Origin of the sequence: Vibrio sp. SALL6, from assembly GCF_002002385.1 — a bacterium.
GTDB classification, from domain to species: Bacteria; Pseudomonadota; Gammaproteobacteria; order Enterobacterales; family Vibrionaceae; genus Vibrio; species Vibrio parahaemolyticus.
Genome location: NZ_MQVK01000018.1, coordinates 47,024 through 64,428, shown reverse-complemented (window position 1 = coordinate 64,428; position 17,405 = coordinate 47,024). Strand labels below are relative to the sequence as shown.

14 protein-coding genes are annotated in these 17,405 nt (G+C 47.4%); 9 read left to right on the top strand and 5 right to left on the bottom strand.

The window, feature by feature from the left end; all coding sequences use genetic code 11:
• Positions 1–43: 43 nt before the first annotated feature.
• Positions 44–1,222, bottom strand: coding sequence for a thiolase family protein (locus tag BIW15_RS10305; protein ID WP_077280952.1), 1,179 nt, complete (start codon positions 1,220–1,222; stop codon positions 44–46).
• A gap of 209 nt (positions 1,223–1,431) precedes the next feature.
• Between BIW15_RS10305 and BIW15_RS10300 the strand changes: the two genes are divergently transcribed.
• From BIW15_RS10300 to BIW15_RS10275, 6 genes are all read left to right on the top strand, one after another.
• Positions 1,432–1,818: a MerR family DNA-binding transcriptional regulator gene (locus BIW15_RS10300; protein ID WP_005373242.1), complete on the top strand. Its 387-nt coding sequence runs from the start codon at positions 1,432–1,434 to the stop codon at positions 1,816–1,818.
• 45 nt (positions 1,819–1,863) lie between these two features.
• The gene (locus tag BIW15_RS10295; RefSeq protein WP_077280951.1) at positions 1,864–3,033 is read left to right on the top strand and encodes an isovaleryl-CoA dehydrogenase; all 1,170 of its coding nucleotides are present in this window, start codon (positions 1,864–1,866) and stop codon (positions 3,031–3,033) included.
• A 114-nt stretch (positions 3,034–3,147) separates the two neighbouring features.
• Complete coding sequence (locus tag BIW15_RS10290; protein ID WP_077280950.1) at positions 3,148–4,755, top strand: carboxyl transferase domain-containing protein; 1,608 nt, start codon at positions 3,148–3,150, stop codon at positions 4,753–4,755.
• A 106-nt stretch (positions 4,756–4,861) separates the two neighbouring features.
• Positions 4,862–5,644 carry an enoyl-CoA hydratase-related protein gene (locus tag BIW15_RS10285; RefSeq protein WP_179115264.1) on the top strand — a complete coding sequence of 261 codons (783 nt, stop codon included), beginning with the start codon at positions 4,862–4,864 and terminating at the stop codon, positions 5,642–5,644.
• Entirely contained in the window at positions 5,637–7,697 is a 2,061-nt protein-coding gene (locus BIW15_RS10280; protein ID WP_179115263.1) for an acetyl/propionyl/methylcrotonyl-CoA carboxylase subunit alpha, read from the top strand. The genes BIW15_RS10285 and BIW15_RS10280 overlap by 8 nt, the downstream gene beginning before the upstream one ends.
• Positions 7,678–8,580 carry a hydroxymethylglutaryl-CoA lyase gene (locus BIW15_RS10275; RefSeq protein ID WP_020838013.1) on the top strand — a complete coding sequence of 301 codons (903 nt, stop codon included), beginning with the start codon at positions 7,678–7,680 and terminating at the stop codon, positions 8,578–8,580. The genes BIW15_RS10280 and BIW15_RS10275 overlap by 20 nt, the downstream gene beginning before the upstream one ends.
• Before the next feature lie 94 nt (positions 8,581–8,674).
• Here BIW15_RS10275 and BIW15_RS10270 read toward each other — a convergent pair whose 3' ends face one another.
• Positions 8,675–11,296, bottom strand: coding sequence for an ATP-binding protein (locus tag BIW15_RS10270; RefSeq protein WP_077280946.1), 2,622 nt, complete (start codon positions 11,294–11,296; stop codon positions 8,675–8,677).
• A gap of 11 nt (positions 11,297–11,307) precedes the next feature.
• Entirely contained in the window at positions 11,308–12,144 is an 837-nt protein-coding gene (locus BIW15_RS10265) for a phosphate/phosphite/phosphonate ABC transporter substrate-binding protein (RefSeq protein WP_179115262.1), read from the bottom strand.
• Between the two features lie 132 nt (positions 12,145–12,276).
• On the opposite strand from BIW15_RS10265, the gene BIW15_RS10260 reads away from it, so the two are divergent.
• Positions 12,277–12,597, top strand: coding sequence for a DUF1840 domain-containing protein (locus BIW15_RS10260; protein ID WP_077280944.1), 321 nt, complete (start codon positions 12,277–12,279; stop codon positions 12,595–12,597).
• A 98-nt stretch (positions 12,598–12,695) separates the two neighbouring features.
• Here the strand turns inward: BIW15_RS10260 and BIW15_RS10255 are convergent, their stop codons facing one another.
• Positions 12,696–13,562 carry a mechanosensitive ion channel family protein gene (locus BIW15_RS10255; RefSeq protein WP_005463614.1) on the bottom strand — a complete coding sequence of 289 codons (867 nt, stop codon included), beginning with the start codon at positions 13,560–13,562 and terminating at the stop codon, positions 12,696–12,698.
• A 338-nt stretch (positions 13,563–13,900) separates the two neighbouring features.
• On the opposite strand from BIW15_RS10255, the gene BIW15_RS10250 reads away from it, so the two are divergent.
• Complete coding sequence (locus BIW15_RS10250) at positions 13,901–14,473, top strand: sugar O-acetyltransferase (protein WP_077280943.1); 573 nt, start codon at positions 13,901–13,903, stop codon at positions 14,471–14,473.
• Here the strand turns inward: BIW15_RS10250 and BIW15_RS10245 are convergent.
• A complete protein-coding gene (locus tag BIW15_RS10245; protein WP_077280990.1) occupies positions 14,458–15,873 on the bottom strand; it encodes a PLP-dependent aminotransferase family protein in 1,416 nt (471 codons plus the stop codon). The two genes, BIW15_RS10250 and BIW15_RS10245, sit on opposite strands and share 16 nt — an antisense overlap.
• Before the next feature lie 154 nt (positions 15,874–16,027).
• Here BIW15_RS10245 and BIW15_RS10240 point away from each other — a divergent pair, with 154 nt between their 5' ends.
• Positions 16,028–17,392 (top strand): cytochrome ubiquinol oxidase subunit I, encoded by a 1,365-nt coding sequence (locus BIW15_RS10240; protein WP_077280942.1) that lies wholly within the window; start codon positions 16,028–16,030, stop codon positions 17,390–17,392.
• The last annotated feature ends 13 nt before the right edge of the window (positions 17,393–17,405 follow it).

Genomic DNA, 17,405 nt, shown 5'->3' with positions numbered 1-17,405 from the left:
CAGCGTTTCACTGACTACTGTGAGTAATTGAGTTGAGAATGATTTAGCAGATTTCAATCGCGATAGCGGTAGCTTCGCCGCCACCAATACAAAGCGATGCAACGCCACGTTTACCGCCTGTTTGTTTAAGAGCGTGAATCAAAGTCACGAGGATTCGGTTACCACTTGCACCAATGGGGTGGCCTAAAGCACATGCACCGCCGCGAGAGTTCACTTTGCTCGCGTCCAATTCAAGCGCTTTCACTGCGTATTGAGTGACAACAGCAAAGGCTTCATTGATTTCCCAAAGGTCCACGTCTGATTTGTCCCAGCCCGTTTTTTCCAACAGCGTTTCAATCGCGAATACGGGTGCGATGGTGAACTCATCCGGCTGTCTTGCATGCGTGCTGTACGCGACAATTTTGGCTAGAGGTTGAAGGTTTTCCTGACGGCCAAATTCACTATCAACCAATACCATTGCTGATGCACCATCAGAAATAGAACTTGAGTTGGCTGCCGTTACGCCGCCATCTTTAGCAAACGCAGGGCGTAAGGTAGGAATTTTAGTGACGTCGAGTTTACTCGGTTGCTCATCGTCTACAACCAAGGTGTCACCACGTCGACTTTTTACGTTAACAGGCACGATCTCTTCTTTGAACAAACCTTGCTCAATCGCTTGCTGCGCACGAGTCACCGATTGTTGTGCCCATGCATCCATACTTTCACGGCTGAATTGGTACTTTTGAGCGGTTTGTTCGGCAAAGACACCCATCAATTCGCCTTGGTAGGCATCCTGCAAACCGTCATAAAACATGTGATCAAGCACTTGCTCGTGACCTAAACGGAAACCATCACGCGCTTTCTTTAATAGATAAGGAGAAGACGACATGTTTTCCATACCACCAGCGATAACCGCATGCGCATTACCAGATTGAATAAGATCATGCGCCAGCATCACGGTTTTCATACCCGAGCCACAGACTTTGTTCAGTGTCGTACAACCAATCGATTGTGGCATTTCTGCTTTAAGACTTGCTTGTCTTGCTGGCGCTTGCCCCACGCCGGCGGGTAAAACGCATCCCATCAACACTTCGTCTATTTTTTGCACATCGAGTTGGCTTTCGGCTAGTGCCCCTTGGATGGCTTTCGCACCGAGTTCCGTGACATCTGATGAAGCTAATGCACCTTGAAAAGAGCCGATAGGCGTTCGCTTAGCGGCAACAATCCATGTTTCATTTTTCATTCCATTAACCTTTTGTTGACGTTTACGTCATAACTATACTAACATTTACGTTAACGTCAAGTTTGAGGTTATTGTTTGTTCGAGTGATTCTTTTATTTCGAGTAAATGCGAGTGATATCAAGGCTCAAGAGTGGATGTTGTTTGTTTACTTTAACGTTAACGAATTGTATATTCGTATGAATGTTATACGAAAGTCGTAAGGTTAAGGAATGAACACATTTAAGATCAGTGAGCTCGCGAAAGAGTTCGACATTACTACCCGAAGTATTCGCTTCTACGAAGATTTAGGTCTCCTAACTCCAGAACGTAAAGGCAACACTCGAATCTACAATGGTCGCGATCGAATTCGACTAAAACTGATTTTGCGAGGTAAGCGATTGGGCTTTTCTCTTGCAGATATCAAAGAGTTATTTGAACTCTACGATACCGATCAAAGTACTGAGCAGTTGAACTATATGATTCGGTTGATCGAAGAGAAGAAGGCAGCATTGCAACAGCAAGCAAACGACATTCAAGCGGTAATGATGGAGTTAAACGCGGCACAGTTGCGATGCCAAAACACACTGAGATCCATGAAAGGCGAAAAAGTCACCTAACACCTCAACTCTGGGATGTAGGTGACGTAAAGGCAAGGACACGCAATGAAATCTACCTACTCTTCCCTGAACTTTGTTTATGACGAAAATACCGATTTGCTTCGCGAGCAAATCAATAGTTTTGCTGCAAGAGAAATTGCGCCGCTAGCGCAATCTATCGACCAAACTAACGACTTTCCAAACCATCTTTGGTCCAAACTGGGTGATATGGGTCTTTTAGGTGTGACCACCAGCGAAGAGTTTGGTGGTGCAGGCATGGGCTATCTCGCCCACGTTATTGCCTTGGAAGAAATCAGCCGAGCTTCCGCCTCGGTAGCATTAAGTTACGGCGCTCACTCCAATCTTTGTGTCAATCAAATCCACCGCAACGGCACACAAGCGCAAAAAGAGAAATACCTACCTAAACTCATCTCCGGTGAACATATTGGTGCTCTAGCAATGAGCGAGCCCGGCGCTGGCTCTGATGTGGTCTCTATGCAGCTTAAAGCGGAACGTAAAGGCGATATTTTCCTGCTAAACGGCAACAAAATGTGGATCACCAACGGCCCTGATGCACACACCTATGTTGTCTACGCCAAAACCGACCCAAGCCAACATTCCAAAGGCATCACGGCGTTTATTGTGGAACGCGGCTTTCCTGGATTCACTCAAGCACAAAAACTCGACAAGTTGGGTATGCGCGGCTCGAATACGTGTGAGTTGGTCTTCCAAAACTGCGAAGTCCCTGCGGAAAATATTCTCGGCGAAGAAAACCAAGGTGTGAAAGTGTTGATGAGCGGTTTGGACTACGAGCGAGTGGTGCTTGCCGGTGGCCCGCTTGGCATTATGCAAGCATGTATGGACATCGTTGTGCCTTATATCCATGACCGCAAACAATTTGGCAAATCCATCGGTGAATTCCAGCTTGTGCAAGCGAAAATCGCGGATATGTACACACAAATGAATGCTGCTAAAGCCTACGTATATGCTGTGGCAGCCGCTTGTGATCGCGGTGAAACCACACGTAAAGACTCTGCTGGTGCGATCCTCTACAGCGCTGAGCTGGCAACCAAGATGGCGTTGGATGCCATTCAGCTACTTGGTGGTAACGGCTACATCAATGAGTTTGATACTGGTCGTTTGCTGCGAGATGCCAAGCTGTATGAAATCGGTGCGGGCACCTCAGAAATTCGACGCATGCTTATTGGTCGCGAATTGTTTAACGAAAGCGCCTAGTTAATCCACTCAGGCGTTCTGACTCTAAATAAATTCCTTATTCAACCTAAATCTTATTCAACATAGATAAAGACGGGTGGTGTCACCCGTCTACCGAATGGAGATCGGCTATTTATGGCTTGTTTGACGACCAATATTAATACCCATTCAGAGCAGTATCATGAAAACTACCGCTCTATGGCATCGCTTGTAGATCAACTCTATACCGTGACTGCGCAAATCGAAGATGGCGGCGGTGAGAAAGCTAGAGAACATCAGCAGAAGAAAGGCAAACTTCCGGTACGTGAGCGCATTCTTGCCCTACTCGACCCCGGTTCATCCTTCTTAGAAATTGGTCAGTTTGCTGGCTGGGATGTGTATCCAGATTACGTTCCATGTGCGGGCGTAGTAGCGGGGGTTGGTGTGATTGACGGCACCGAATGCATGATCGTCGCCAACGACGTGACGGTAAAAGGCGGCAGTTACTACCCACTTACAGTGAAAAAACACTTACGCGCGCAGGAAATTGCAGAAAAATGCCAACTGCCGTGTGTTTACTTAGTCGACTCTGGCGGCGCTAACCTCCCCCGCCAAGATGAGGTCTTCCCAGATAAAGAACACTTCGGTCGTATTTTCTATAATCAAGCCCGAATGTCGGCCAAGGGGATCCCGCAAATTGCTGTGGTCATGGGGCTATGTACCGCTGGCGGCGCGTACGTTCCTGCCATGTGTGACGTCTCCATCATAGTAAAAGAGCAAGGTACGATCTTCTTAGCAGGTCCTCCTCTTGTAAAAGCAGCAACAGGTGAAGAAGTCAGCGCGGAAGATCTTGGCGGCGCAGACGTTCACTGCCGTACATCTGGTGTGGCGGACTATTACGCAGAAAACGACCACCATGCATTAGAGCTGGCAAGACAAGCGGTTTCACAAATCAACCACTTGAAACCCGTCCAACTCAAGCAAAAAACGCCACAGGAACCACGCTTTCCTGCGCGAGAGCTGTACGGCATCGTCGGAACCGATCTTAAAAAGCCGTTTGATGTAAAAGAAGTGATTGCCCGAATTGTTGATGATTCGCAGTTCGATGAATTTAAAGCGCTATTTGGTGAAACTTTAGTCTGTGGCTTTGCCCATATTCACGGTATGCCGATTGGCATTGTCGCTAACAACGGCATTCTATTTTCAGAATCCGCACAAAAAGGCGCGCATTTTATTGAGCTGTGTGCACAACGCAAAATTCCTCTGCTTTTCTTGCAGAACATAACGGGCTTTATGGTCGGCCAAAAATATGAAGCAGAAGGCATCGCCAAACATGGCGCGAAAATGGTAACCGCTGTGGCGTGTGCAGACGTACCGAAGTTTACCGTAGTGATTGGTGGCTCGTATGGCGCAGGTAACTACGGTATGTGTGGCCGCGCCTATGATCCAACCATGATGTGGATGTGGCCAAACGCGCGCATCTCCGTCATGGGTGGAGAGCAAGCGGCTGGCGTGATGGCGCAAGTGACCCGCGATATCAAAACTCGCAAAGGTGAAAGCTGGAGCGTAGAGGAAGAAGAAGCGTTCAAACGTCCAATTGCGGAGCAATATCAAGTCCAAAGCCACGCTTATTACGCCAGTGCCCGCCTGTGGGACGACGGGATTATTGAACCGGCGAAAACACGCGATGTTGTCGGCATTGCTCTGTCTGCGGCGCTCAATGCACCAATACCAGACAGTAAATTTGGCATCTTCCGCATGTAGTCGGATGCAAGGTAAACCTTAATTCCTCGCGAATACCGATGTTTATACAAGTATTGGTTAGCGAGCAATGGAATCTCAGACTGAAATGTCAGACATAGGAAGTCACATGACCGGACTACTGCTTGAAAAAGACAGCAATGGCGTTGCCTGGTTGAGCCTGAATCGACCAGAGAAACACAACGCGTTTAATGATGAATTAATTGCTTCTCTTATCGAAACTTTGGAACAACTAGAGCGAGACGACTCTCTACGCGCGTTAGTACTAAAGGCGCAAGGGAAACACTTTTCTGCGGGTGCTGATCTTGGCTGGATGCAGTCAATGGCCACCAAAACCGAGAGTGAAAACCTTCAAGATGCACAGCAATTGGCGATGCTCCTGCATAAACTGGATACCTTTAGCAAACCAACCATTGCCATGGTGCATGGCGCGGCATTTGGTGGTGCACTCGGGCTTATCTGCTGCTGCGATATCGCTATCGGTACACCTGAAAGCCGCTTCTGTTTGAGTGAAGTGAAGCTCGGCTTATTGCCCGCCACTATCGGCCCCTACGTAATCCGAGCGATTGGACAACGACAAAGCCGACGTTACTTTTTAACCGCCGAACTGATTGATGCCGAAACCGCGCTATCGATGAATATTCTTCATCAGATCGACTCTCAACCACGTGAAGCCGTCAATCGCACCATTGACCACCTGCTCAACAACGGTCCACAAGCCATGCAGGCAGCAAAAACGCTCTGCTTACGTTGTGACAACCAACCTATCGATCACTCATTAATTGAATACACCAGCCAAGCCATTGCAACCGCCCGCGTGTCCAGCGAAGGACAAGAAGGACTGAGTGCATTTTTTGAAAAGCGCGCCGCCAATTGGAGGAATCATGTTTAAAAGAATACTGATCGCAAACCGCGGTGAAATTGCCTGCCGAATCATTAAAACCGCAAAAAGCATGGCTATAGAGACGGTTGCCGTCTATTCCGAAGCGGATCGCAGCAGCTTACATGTTAAACAAGCGGATTTCGCCGAGTTTATCGGCCCTGCTCCGGCGAGTGAGTCGTATCTTGATATCGATGCGATTATCGGCGCAGCGAAAAAATGGCAAGCCGATGCAATCCACCCTGGGTATGGTTTTCTCTCTGAGAACCCAAAACTGGCTAAAGCGTGCAGTGAAAATGGCATCGTCTTTATTGGTCCCTCTACCAGCGCAATCGAGGCTATGGGGTCGAAGTCTCAAGCCAAAGCAATCATGTCAGAGGCGAACGTACCATTGGTTCCGGGCTATCACGGCACAGACAACAGCATTGAGCACTTATCGGCTGAAGCGGAAAAAATCGGTTATCCGGTCATGCTGAAAGCAACCCAAGGTGGCGGCGGTAAAGGCATGCGAGTGGTCAATAGCGCAGCCGAACTACCGTTAGCCATTGACGGTGCGCAGCGTGAAGCACTTTCAAGCTTTGGCGATAAGCAGCTTCTTGTCGAAAAATGCATATTGCAACCGCGCCACGTTGAAATTCAGGTCTTTGCTGACCAACATGGCAACTGTGTCTATCTTTCTGATCGTGACTGTTCCATTCAGCGTCGTCACCAAAAAGTAGTCGAAGAAGCACCTGCACCCGGTCTTAGTGATGAACTGCGAAAACAAATGGGTGAAGCCGCGGTTCAGGCCGCGCAAGCGATCGACTACGTTGGCGCTGGTACGGTTGAATTCTTGCTCGATAGCCGAGGTCAATTCTACTTCATGGAGATGAATACCCGTCTGCAAGTTGAACACCCTGTCACTGAATTGATCACCGGTGTTGATTTGGTTGAATGGCAATTCAAAGTTGCGGCTGGTGAGCATTTACCGATCTCGCAATCTGAAATCACCCATAACGGACACTCAATCGAGCTGCGAATTTACGCCGAAGATGCCGACAACGACTTTATGCCGTCGACTGGATGCATTGATTATTTACAAGAACCCATCTCGGACAACAATGTGCGCCTAGCTTATGTGCGCGTTGATAGTGGTGTTACCCAAGGCGATACAATTAGCGAATACTACGATCCGATGATCAGCAAACTCATCGTCTGGGGTCAAACTCGTGACATCGCCCTCAAACAGCTTAAGCAGGCGTTAACTCAATATCACGTGCGTGGAGTAACGACAAACATCGGTTATCTGCATAGCCTTGTTTCGCAGCCAGCCTTTGCCAACATTGAGCTCGATACTGGTTTCCTTGTCACACACCAGCAAGGCATATGTGAGCAGCAAAACGTGTCGGATTCTATTTGGCTAACGTTGGCGGCGGTTGCTCGCTGGAATGATCTCATTTCAAAATCAGACAGCTCAACGTTACCCGCTCCAACCACACAAGGTTTTAGGCTGTCGGTTGACAACGTTTATCGATTTAACTTCACGGATGCCAATGCCAACCATCAAGTACGCTTGCAACAATCATCGCAAGAAACAGGGGCTCTGCACCTTAATCACATAACTGTCCGATGCGGTGAGGAGCTGCATCAGGTAACCCTGCTGGAAAAAGATAACCAGTTCATCGTTAATATTGATGACGTGCGCTACGCCTTTAATGCACTCAACAACGAGCAAAAAACAACGCTGTTTTACCTCGGTCAGCAACGCACATTTGCTCATCAACCAAACTTTGAGTCAGTTAAGAACAAAGACGATGAGCTTAGCCCGACCGCGCCACTGAACGGCGTGATCTCGGCGGTCATGGTGAATAAAGGAGACAAAGTAGCGGCTGGCGATCCGCTGTTAGTACTCGAAGCGATGAAGATGGAATACACCATTACCGCTCCGGTAGCAGCGACCGTTGATGAAGTGTTTTATCAACATGGAGGCCAAGTACAGCACGGTTCCATCCTGCTGCATTTGATTTCTGCACGCGATAATGTCTGTGAAAATAAGGAGCGCGATTATGCTACCAGCGAAGGTTAATATCGTCGAAGTCGGCGCGCGTGATGGCTTGCAGAATGAAACGGCAGTGACGCTGATTGATAAAATCCGTTTGATCAATCAGCTAAGCACTAGTGGCTTAAAGCACATTGAAGCGGGCTCTTTCGTCTCGCCGAAATGGGTACCTCAAATGGCCGATTCCGATCAGGTGTTTGCTGGTATCACGCAAAAGCCAAACGTGGTTTATAGCGCGCTCACACCAAATCTCGCAGGGTTAGAACGTGCGCTGGAAAGCGGTGTAAAGCAAATTGCGGTATTTGGCTCCGCTTCAGAAGCGTTCAGCCAGAAAAACATCAACTGCAGTATTGCCGAAAGCCTCTCTCGCTTTGAGCCGGTGATCGAACTCGCAAAGCACCATAACATACCTGTGCGCGGGTACTTGTCTTGCACCATGGTGTGTCCATATGAGGGGGACATCATGCCAGAGCAAACTACCAAGGTCGCAAATACGCTGTTTGATATGGGGTGTTATGAGATTTCTCTGGGCGATACAGTTGGGAAAGCGACGCCTAATCGAGTTATCGCTATGCTGGATTCGCTGTTAACGCAACTGCCAAAAGACGCGCTCGCGGTACATTTTCATGACACTTATGGACAAGCGTTAGCCAATATCTACCAAGCCTTACTGATGGGGATCAATACCATTGATAGTGCTGTTGCAGGCTTGGGCGGCTGCCCTTACGCGAAAGGAGCCAGTGGCAATGTTGCAACGGAAGATGTGCTTTATCTGTGTGAACAGCTTGGCATTGAAACGGGGATTGATCTCAACATTATCAATGAAGCGGGTTGGCAAATTTGCCGTGCGTTAGGTAAACGTCCGTCTTCCAAAGTAGCACTCGCTCTGGGTGATCCGCACAGCTTGTAAAAGACTCCATCCGCGATAAGCAACCAATAAATACAAACGGGCATGCGTAACAACATGCCCGTTTTATTAGGGCCAAATACGATTCACAAAAGCACTAACCAGAGGCGTGCTTTTCAGCTATTTGAGTATGCCGTCCCCACTTCGCAATCATATCGAGTAAATCGCTTTTCTGAACTGGCTTCGTCAGGTAATCATTCATCCCTAATGCAATACTTTTTTGCTGCTCTTCTTGCATCGCGTGAGCAGAAAACGCCACGATTGGACACCAAGGAAACTCACCGTTTTCCTGCAACTCACGAATGTCTTTTGTCACACCAAAACCATCTTTGTTTGGCATAGAAATATCGGTAATCACCAAATCAGGGGAAAGCTGCTTGTAGAGTTCAACGGCCTCGACACCATCTTCCGCCAACGTCAGTTTCACACCGGTGTCTTGCAACATTTTTTCAATCAAGATTCGGTTGATATGGCTGTCTTCTGCAACCAAAAGGTGCAAATTAGAAAAATCTGGATTGTCTTGTGAGGAAAGCGCTCGACGCTTTTGTATTTTGCTAGAAAGCAGAGTTTGCAGTTTATGCTGTGTGACAGGTTGCGGCAGTAAACGATCCCGTTCGCACGACCATGCCAGCCCTTCCTCCATCACACAAGGGGCGAGAAACAGTACCCGTTTGGCGGCTGATTCTGTCGCATCAAGCTCATAGAGCGCATCTCTATCCTGAGCATTGTTCACGCTCGCGATGATGCGGTCAAAATCATCCAAATCTCTGCCCAAAGACTGCGCCGCAGCCCAATCGTTGCAATGAGTCACCTCGATGCCAATCTCCTTAGCTAAGCGCATCAAATGTTCCACGCGCGGTAGATAATCATCAATCAACAATAGTCGATTTGCATTCAGTTCTACCGGTTCAGAATGAGGCTGACTTCGTTTAGGCAACTGCAAACTAAAGCTAAAACACGATCCTTTGCCAAAATCCGAGTGCACACAAAGCTCACCGTTGTACATGCTGATCAAACGTTTTGAGATTGCCAACCCTAAGCCCGTTCCTTCATGTCGCCTTGTCGCGGAGGTATCGACCTGCTCAAATTTATCCATAATATGAGTTAGCCTGTCTTCAGGAATTCCAATACCTGTATCAGTCACTGAAAAATCAAAACCGAGCTCACTTTCTCTTACTTTCAGCAGCACATGACCTTCATCCGTGAATTTCACTGCATTGCCGATCAAGTTAAGTAAGATTTGATTAATCCGACCTTTATCACCGACCACGACCGTATTCATGGCTAATGGCATATCAACCAATAACTTAAGGTTCTTTTTATCCGCTTGATACGCACACAATGCCGTGCAACTCTCTACTAACGAGCGCAAATCAAACTCCTCTTCAACAAGCGTCAACTTGCCTGCTTCGACTTTGCTGTAATCGAGGATGTCGTTAATGATGGTCACAAGGTTATTGGCAGATTTGTGCAGCAGGAGCAATAACTCCCTTGGCTCTCGGCGGTTTTCGTTCTCAAGCAATATCTCGCTGATCCCCATGATCGCGTTCATTGGAGTGCGAATCTCATGGCTCATGTTTGCCAGAAATTCCGACTTGGCTTGCGTGGCTTTTTTCGATTTATCCAATGCAGACGACAAACGCTTCTCCATCTCGCGTCTATCGGTGATGTCACGTTCTACCGCGATAAAACGCAGTAGCTCGCCATTTTCATCAAACACCGGAGACAGCTCCAACTCGACCCAATATGGGCGCTGCGACTTGGTGTAATTGAGTATCTCAACCCTAACCGGGGAATGGCTGCGAACACTTTGCGAGAGCAGCGCGACGGTGTTTGCGTCGGTGTCTTCACCTTGCAGCAGTTCGCCCGGTGATTTGCCAACCACTTCCTCTAACGAATATTCGGTTAACTGCTCAAACGCAGAGTTTACCCAAGCAATCGTGCCGTCAGGATGCGTAATGATGATGGTATCGCGAGCGTGTTCCGCCACCTCGGCAAGCTGCGATATTTTGGCGGATAACTGCTGCTGGGTTTGATGTTCTTGCTGAAGTTTGTTTTGCGCTTGCGCTAAAGAGCGCGACATTTGGTTAAACGCCTCTCCAACGCGCGTGACTTCGTCATTGCCTGAAATAGAAATTTGCGAACCCGGCCCTTGCTGTGAAACCTTAATTACCCCAGTGCGGAGAAGATCCAGACGCTTCATTAAGTAGCTGCCTAGCGCAAATGAAAACAACGCCACCAGCGACATTTCGACAAAGGCAATCACCAAACTCGCATGAGTCGCAAACGAAAGCATTTGATGAACATGCTCGACGTGAACACCCATTTCTACCACGCCAAAAGTCTGATCGCCTAAAGTGATTGCTTTCGCCACGTCATAAACACCGTCGCTTGCATCGAAAGGACGAACATTGGTGTCAACGCCTGTGTAATCACCTTGAAGCGTAAGTTCGATGCCATCTTGATTGACGATACGGATGTAAGCCAACTTGTGTTCACTTACGACAGAGCGTGCAAAGCTGTCTAAGTACGCCAGATCTGTCGCGATTACCGCGTCTCTCGAAGCTTGAGCAAACACACTCACCAAATTCTGGCTACCAACTTCGAGACTGGTCTCGTTCGAGCTTTTAAACCAGTTGAGGCCGCTGATGATAAGTACACCGAGCGCGAGTGCTTCGATGAGTGCAATGCCGATTATCGTTTTTGAACGCAGCGTCATAAAGCGCCCACTTATCTCGAAATGCCCAATTGGACGACGTCTTGCCAATCTTGGTCTTGCGCCAATTGCAATCCATCAATATTGAGTAAAGCGAAGCTCACCTGTGCTTTGGGATCCTCATTGAGTTGTGAGATCGCCGCTCGCAATGCCAAAGCCATCTCTTCATCTACCTCATTCGCGACTGCAATGGCATGAGGGGTATAACCTGCGGTTGTATAAATCACGCTCAGTTGCTCTTTGGTTTCACTCGGCAAGCTCTCAAAGGTACGCTTCACGCCACCGCCAGCGACATACAAGCCTTTCAGAACACCTAAATAGACCGAATCGTGCGAGCCCACATATTTGGACGTAAATTTGATGCCTTGCTGTTCTAGTTCAGATTGCGTGATGATGGAAGCCGCAAACGCGCGCGGAGCCGGAAAAGCAATCGTCTCTTCTTGCAGATCATCAAGAGTAACTGACTGCCCTTTTCTCGCCACAATAATCCCTGTAATACGCTTGTTCTTCGCTCTTGCTAACGCCGTATAACCCGGAGTTTGATTCACCAGCGTAAAGTGATAAGGATTCATGTACGCGATGTCATATTCTCCAGCCAATAAACGGGCTTCAAAAGTAGGAATATCACGCGCAGTAGCAAATTTGATTTCAACTCCGGCAAGCTCGCCCCAACGTTGCAGTAATGGTTGCCATTGTTGAACTAATTTGGTGGCCGATTGTTGTGGCACCACACCAAAAACAAGAGAGGGTTGAGCGAAGATGGAAGGCGACAATATGCATAACGTCATAAGCAACGTAAAAATTCGCCTTTTAAACAGCCAAGTCAGCTTCCGCAATTGAGAATTCAACAAAATCACCTCCTTGTGTTTGTCTTCCGTTAAAGATAGATAGCTATTTGAAAGATTGCGAATTAACGCGTTAAATTGCCTCATGTCTCGGATAGGATTTATACTCAAACGAACACCTAAAAATAGGAGCAGTACATGCTTATTACATTTCGTTGTCGTAGCTACGCAAATGTCACGATGTTTGGCGACATTGCATTAGAGATGATCAAAATGATGGGTCACAGCGGCACAGTGCCGGGCTCAATTTCCGCTCAAGATGTTCCTGACGTGCTATCAAAGTTAACTTCTGCTCTATCTGCGAAAAATGCGGCTGAGGAAAACCTCCCTACTGATGTAGATGTAGAGGAAGAACAAGTAGAGCCTGCGGTAAGCTTAGGGCGCAGAGCGTTTCCACTGATTGAGTTGCTAAAATCAGCAATCAAAGAAGAATGCGAAGTCATGTGGGACAACCAATAACACCTTCAAACTGGTTTCTAGCGAGGTGAATCCATATTGTGACCGCCTCGCTATCACTACTCGAAGCCAAGATAAGGGCACCAACACCGCTTATCGCCCTATCCGTTTCTCTCCCTAGACAACTTGATTTCCCCATCAATGTGCACATCTCGTTGTGGAAACGCGATTTCAATACCGTGCTTTTCGAAAGCTTCATAGATTTCAAAACGTATGGCACTTGCGACCGATCGAATCCCGCCCTCAACCGTTGAGTTAATCCAAAAATAAGATTCGAAGATCAAAGCATTATCGCCAAAGTCTTGAAAAAACACGTCTGGAGCTGGTGAACTCAGAACTTGCGCTTGCTGCGAAGTCACTTCCGCCATTAAGGCAGCAACCTGTTTGACATCGCTCCCATACGCGACGCCGACGACAACCGAGCCACGAACTAATCTGTCGCATAACGTCCAGTTGATCACCACGTTCTCAATCAATTGACTGTTGGGAATGAGCATGTGAACGCCATCGGTTCGCCTGATTCGAGTTGAACGTGTATTTATTTGCTCGACAATGCCTTTGGCGCCCTCAACCTCTAAAAAGTCCCCAATTCGGATTGGCTTTTCACCAATCAAAATCCAGCCACTTATGAAGTTGTTAATGATGTTTTGTGCACCAAAACCGAAGCCGATAGCGATGGCACCAGACAGAAAGGCGAACGCGGTAATTGGCACATTGATCATCGAAAGTGTGGTCATAAAAATAATGGCGAGAGCGATGACAAATAATATCCGTTTAACCAAATGAATGACGTTTGGATCTTTCCCGGATGAAGACATTCTTGACGTAACGGTTTTGATTAAAATTTTGGACAACCATAAAGCGACAATCACCCATGTCGGCACCATCAATATCGCCCACAACGTGATAGGTTGTTCGTTAAAGGTAAACAGCGTTGTTTCTAAAAATGAAATGACCCGTTCGAACATAAAGTGCTCACTCTTGATTCATCGTTGCCAGCAAGCCAGAGCGCATAAGTCTTATATTTTTAGCCCAATCGATAGCGCAAGTGGCTCAATTAAGTTCTTTTTATTAACTATATTGTAATCTACGCAAAACGCTTCGAGTGGTTTCCCGCTTTGGCTTCAACACGATTAAGCCATTTAAGGAGTACGTCTTTGTGTACTAAACGAGCCAATCAACCGACTGAATACGCAAGGCAAATCAGTGATAACTTTCTGATTTTTAAGCATCAAATTTTCACTTCGAATCACCCTCATTTATCATTATGCACCTTATTGCAAGTAATATTGATGGAATGATTGTTATGTCAGAACTGACTCGGATGCGCTCTGGAGAAACCTATAATTGCCTGGATGAAGAACTAAAGCTAATGCGCGCCAAAACCGCGCAGCTTGTCTTCCAATTTAACCACGAGCCAAACCCAGATATCCGTAGACAACTATTGGCGGAAATGGGCGTCCAATTAGAAAACAGCGTCTGTATAGAGCCACCGCTTCAACTTACCTACGGTTGCCACTTGTCCATCGGGGAAAACACCTACATCAACTGGGACGCCATTATTCTGGACAATGGGCAGGTTGAGATTGGCGCGAACGTCATGATTGGGCCTAGAGTGCAAATTTACACAGCCGCTCATTCACTCGATACACAAAGACGCTTAGCCGGAGATGAGATCGCCAAACCGGTAAAAATCGGTAATAACGTTTGGATTGGTGGGGGCGCAATCATACTGCCAGGCGTGACTATTGGCGATGAGGCCGTCGTCGGCGCTGGCTCTGTCATAACCAAAGACGTTGCGCCGGGCGATCGAGTTGCTGGAAATCCGGCGCGCTCCATTAAACCAAAAACTGAAGAAAGTCGCTATTTCGCCAAATGACAGCGAATAATGTTGGCAAGCAAATTGAGAGCATGGACGTATTTGTCATTAAGCTCAAAAGAAGCGTTAAGACGAATACAGTGATCGTATTGTTCTGTCAGGCTGAACATCTTTCCCGGTGCGATGCTGATATTATCTTTTAGCGCTTCTCGATATATCTGCAAGGCGTCGATATGCTTGGGAAGCTCTAACCAAATAAAGTACCCGCCGCTTTGGCTTAACACTTTGACTTCTTCAGGTAACAGCTCACTAAGCAGATCCGTCATCTTACTTTTACGTTCAAACAGCTTTTTCCGTAACTGCTTCAAATGCGATTCGTAATTGCGGCTTGTTAAATAGTGCACCAATGTCATTTGCACTGGTGCGCTCGTCGCTAATGTACTCATTAGCTGTAACTTTTGTACCTCTAGCGCCCGCTTTCCCGCCGCAACCCAACCAATACGTAGCCCTGCGATTAACGATTTTGAAAACGAGGAGCACAACATGGTATTGCCCGTGTCATCAAACATTCTTAGTGGGTAGACCGAGTCATTCCCTGCATGCAGTTCGCTGTACACATCATCTTCAATCACTGGCACGTTATATCGCTGTGTCAGCTCAATCAGCTTTTGTTTTTTCTCGTTGGAGAGCGTAAAACCCAGAGGATTTTGGAAGTTCGACATCAGCCAACATGCTTTCACATCGTGTGTTTGCAGCGCTCGTTCCAATGAGTCTAGGTCAATGCCCGTGACTGGGTCTGTTCTTACTGAGAGCGCTTTCAAACCTAACCGCTCTAAGGATTGCAAAGCGCCATAGAATGCAGGCGACTCCACAACTACCCAATCTCCCGGTCTTGTACAGGCTTGCAAACTGAGCGTTAACGCCTCCAGCGCGCCTGCCGTAATGACAATTTCATCGGGTGAAATTTCAATGCCTTTCGCAGCATAACGCTTCGCGATGATGGTGCGTAATTGTTCGTTTCCCGGAGGTAAGTTATCAAAGGTGGTGGAAATCGGCATATTGCGAGCGGCTGCGCTCATCGCCCGATTCACGTGATAGCGTGGGTACAAACTTGGATCTGGATAGGCAAAGCCAAAATTGATCATGGATGGATTTTTACTCGCCTGCAGCACATCAAAGATAAACTCATTGATGTCTACCTGCTCTGTCCACGAAACCGCGGCTGGCGCTTGGGGTTCATTTGAACTCTTAATATTGGGAGCGACTCGATAACCAGAGCGCGGCAGTGAGGTGACCCAACCTTGAGATTCCAGAATTTGATAAGCGTGCAATACCGTCATCAAACTTAAACCCGAGTGTTCAGATTGGCGACGCAGAGAAGGCAGCTTGTCACCCGGATGCCATATCCCCGATTTTATCTGCATTTTAAGCTGTTCCACTAACTCTTGATACTTCGCCAAACGCAAATCCCCTTCCCTAAAGCCGAATTCAAAATAATAACACTTCAATATTTAATCTGTTATAGGTTTATAGTCACTGTCTGTACCTACTTCCCTCATTCCGCTCCTTTTAAAATAGCTCTCTCATAAAACTTAAAAGATCAAAGGAAGTTTAATGTTTGGCCTCGACGCATTTATGCTTGCACGGATACAGTTCGCCTTTACGGTATCCTTTCATATTATTTTCCCCGCTATCACCATAGGTTTGGCCACCTATCTCGCCGTGCTGGAAGGCTTATGGCTAAAAACACGTAATCCCGATTACCAAAAGCTCTATCACTTCTGGTCGAAAATTTTTGCAGTTAACTTTGGGATGGGTGTTGTATCTGGTCTTGTCATGGCCTATCAATTCGGCACCAACTGGAGTGGTTTCTCCGACTTCGCTGGTTCTATCACTGGCCCATTACTGACTTATGAAGTGTTAACGGCTTTCTTTCTCGAAGCTGGATTTCTTGGCGTGATGCTGTTTGGTTGGCGTCGCGTCGGCGAAAAGCTGCACTTTTTTGCAACCTCGATGGTGGCGTTAGGCACGATCATTTCGACGTTCTGGATTCTCGCCTCCAACAGTTGGATGCAAACGCCACAAGGCTATGAAATTGTCGACGGACGTGTGGTGCCAACCGACTGGTTTGCTATCGTTTTCAATCCTTCATTTCCTTATCGTTTGGCGCACATGAGCGTCGCAGCTTTTGTCAGTTCAGCACTCTTTGTAGGCGCGTCAGCCGCTTGGCATTTATTGAGAGGCAATCAATCGACTGCGGTAAAAACCATGTTTTCGATGTCGCTCGGGATCTTAGTGTTCCTTGCGCCACTCCAAGCCGTGATTGGCGATATGCACGGGCTAAACACCTTGGAATACCAGCCCGCCAAAATTGCCGCCATCGAAGGACATTGGGATAACAGCGATGGCAAACCAACCCCATTGATATTGTTCGGCATCCCAAACATGGAACAAGAACGCACAGACTATGCCTTAGAAATTCCTGTTCTAGGAAGTTTGATCCTACGCCACAGTTTAACTGAGCCAATCCCGGCGCTGAAAGACTTCCCGAAAGAGGAACGACCGAACTCACCTATCGTCTTTTGGTCATTTCGAATCATGGTCGGACTAGGACTTCTGATGATTTTTCAAAGCTTCTACAGCATGTGGTTACGAAAAAAGAACACGCTTTATACCTCGCGTTGGTTCCTCAAGTTTTCATTATTTATGGGGCCATCTGGTCTTATCGCGATACTCGCTGGCTGGTTTACGACTGAGGTTGGTCGGCAACCTTGGGTGGTGTATGGCGTACAAAAAACGCGTGACGCGGTTTCTGCACACGGAGACCTACAAATGAGCATCAGCCTGCTGTGTTTCCTTGTTGTGTACAGCTTGGTGTTTGGTTTTGGGTATTACTACATGATCCACCAAATCAAGAAAGGCCCCGATGCTATCGAACACGATGAGCACGACATGACGACCGTTTCAGGTCGCATTTAGAATTTGTCACAAA